Origin of the sequence: Neoroseomonas rubea (genome assembly GCF_016106015.1) — a bacterium.
Taxonomy (GTDB): Bacteria; Pseudomonadota; Alphaproteobacteria; order Acetobacterales; family Acetobacteraceae; genus Neoroseomonas; species Neoroseomonas rubea.
Window position 1 is genome coordinate 1 of the sequence record NZ_JACADQ010000509.1, and the last position, 1,957, is coordinate 1,957.

Below are 1,957 nucleotides of genomic sequence, written 5' to 3' on the forward strand. Positions count from 1 at the left end.
CGACACGCCGGCCGCACCGCCGCCGCTGCCGCCGATATCCGACAGGCCAGCCGGCAGGGCGGGGCGAGCGCCGGCTTCAAGCGCACGGACAGCCGCGGCGCCCTGCTGGCCGCGGTCGGTCGCGGCGCCGATGCCGCGGTCCAGATGCGCCGGGTCGACGATCATCGCCCGGAGGTTGCGGTCGTTGACCCCGTCCGCCTGCCAGGTGTGCGGGCGGTCGAAATCCGTCTCGCCGCAGGCCGCGAGGCCGAAGGCGACGAGAAGCGCGGGGGCGGCGTGGCGCAGCATGGCCATCACTCCACGATGAACCCGGCCGCCGCGGGCGGCCTGATCTGGCGATAGGGCGGCTGCGAGCCGGTCTGCCGGCGCAGCAGCACGCGCTCGAGGTCGGTCGCCGGGCGGAAGGTGTCGAGCGGCGTCCCCAGGGCGGACGGGTCGGACACGGGCCGCACGAGATAGGGCGTGATGATGATCACGAGTTCCGTCTCGTTGCGCCGGAACCGGTCGGACCGGAACAGCGTGCCGAGCACCGGGATGTCGCCCAGCCCGGTGATGCCGCTGTTGTTGATCGACGAGTTCCGGCTGAGCAGGCCAGCGATCGCGAAGCTCTGGCCCGAGCCAACCTCGATCGTCGTCTCCGCGCGCCGCACGCTGAGGCCGGGGACGCGGACGGTGCCGCCCGCCACGGGGAAGACCACCGAATTCGCTTCCGACAATTCGCTCACTTCCGGCCGGACGCGCATGTTCAGCCGCTCGGGGCTGAGCACGGTCGGCACGAAGGCGAGGCTCACGCCGAACTGCTTGAACTCGACGGTCAGCGCGTTCGAGTTGCCCGACGCAGCCACCGGGACGGGGAATTCGCCGCCCGCGAGGAAGGAGGCCATCTCGCCCGACTGCGCCGTCAGGTTCGGCTCGGCGAGGATGGTGATGAGCCGGTCCTGCGCCAGCGCGTCGACGATCGCGTTGATGTCGAAATTGCCGCTCGAGAAGCTGGCGCCGACCAGCCCGCCCGTGCTCGTGCCCGAGCCGCGGAGCGCGCCGATCACGCTGCCGACCACGCCCGCGCCCGTGCGCAGGCCGAGCTGCCAGGTGCCGTCGTTGAAGGCCGCGAGCCAGTTGAAGCCGAGGTCGCGCGTCACCTCGCGGGAGATCTCGGCCACCCGCACGCGCAGGTTCACCTGGATGCCGGACAGCAGGGTGAGGTTGTTGAGGACCTCCCTGCCCTCGCCCGCCATGCCCTTGGCCACCGCCTCGGCCCGCGAGGCGTCGGCGGCGGTCGGCACCATGCCCGAGAGCACGATCGGCCCGCGGGAGGACATGGTGACGCGGACGTTCTGCCCGCCGCGCACCGTGCGGCGGATCATGCTCTGCACCTGGCCGGCGGTGACCGGCGGCATGGCCGCGGCGGCGCCGACGGGGGCGACCTGCGCCGCGCCCGCCGCGCTCGACTGCACGGTGATGTCGAATTCCGCCACGAGCGAGCCGTCCTCGCGCGTCGCGATCAGGTTCGTCCGCCCCGGGTTGACGCCCATGATGAACAGGCTGGTGGGCGAAGCCGGCTGCACGCGCGCGATGCGCGGGTCGGCGACAAGAACGGTGAGCGCCGCCGCCGGCAGCTCGACCAGCCGGCCGGAGCCCTGCTCGAGCACCAGCGGCCGGGTCAGGGTCGCGCCCGGCGTGGGTGCGGAGACCTGCGGCATGCCGGGGATCTGCGGCACCTGCGGCACCTGCGGGACCATGCCCTGCGCCTGCGCCTGCGGGATGAAGGTCGTGCCCGGCGCCTGCAGCGGCACGGTGAAGGCCGGCGGGCGGGTCGGCGGCAGCGCCTGGACCGTCTGCACGGCACCCTGGCCGGCGCGCATCGCCGGCGCGGCCAGCGCATCCGGCACCAGTGCGACCGCAGGGGCGGCGGGGACGATCGGCGTCGTGCTGGCCAGCCGCGTCGCGGGGGCGGCGG

General features: G+C 73.9%; 2 protein-coding genes. Both read right to left on the reverse strand.

Features of this window, described 5'->3' with window-relative positions; translation table 11 throughout:
• On the reverse strand, positions 1-288 hold a 288-nt coding region (locus HW577_RS24285; protein ID WP_198378672.1), incomplete at its 3' end, for a hypothetical protein.
• A gap of 5 nt (positions 289-293) precedes the next feature.
• The coding region (locus HW577_RS24290) for a type II and III secretion system protein family protein (protein WP_198378673.1) at positions 294-1,957 on the reverse strand (1,664 nt) is incomplete at its 5' end.